Origin of the sequence: Bradyrhizobium sp. Ce-3, from assembly GCF_022835695.1 — a bacterium.
Classification (GTDB): domain Bacteria; phylum Pseudomonadota; class Alphaproteobacteria; order Rhizobiales; family Xanthobacteraceae; genus Bradyrhizobium.
Genome location: NZ_BQUV01000089.1, coordinates 1 through 314, shown reverse-complemented (window position 1 = coordinate 314; position 314 = coordinate 1). Strand labels below are relative to the sequence as shown.

Sequence of the window (314 nt, the reverse complement as noted above, 5' to 3'; positions counted from 1 at the left end):
CTCGCAGGCCGACAAGGGCTGGACGCACCTCGACGCCGCCGAGCGCGTTGCCCGCGAGGTGGTCGAGCGCTATCTGTCCGATCCGCTGGACGGGCCGGTCCTGCTGAACGTCAACATCCCGAATCTGCCGTACGCCGAGCTGGCAGGTTGGCGTGCGAAGCGTCTGGGCAAGCGGCATCAGTCGCAGCCGGTGATCCGCAAAGCCAATCCACGCGGCGAGCCGATCTTCTGGGTCGGTGCCGCCGGCGATGCAAAAGACGCCAGCGAGGGCACCGATTTTCACGCCGTTGCGCACGGCTTCGTCTCGCTGACGC

At 67.5% G+C, this 314-nt stretch carries 1 protein-coding gene; it reads left to right on the top strand.

The window, feature by feature from the left end; translation table 11 throughout:
• Window positions 1-314, top strand: a 314-nt coding sequence (locus BRSPCE3_RS35935) for a 5'/3'-nucleotidase SurE (RefSeq protein WP_244071863.1), incomplete at both ends; no start/stop codon positions are given.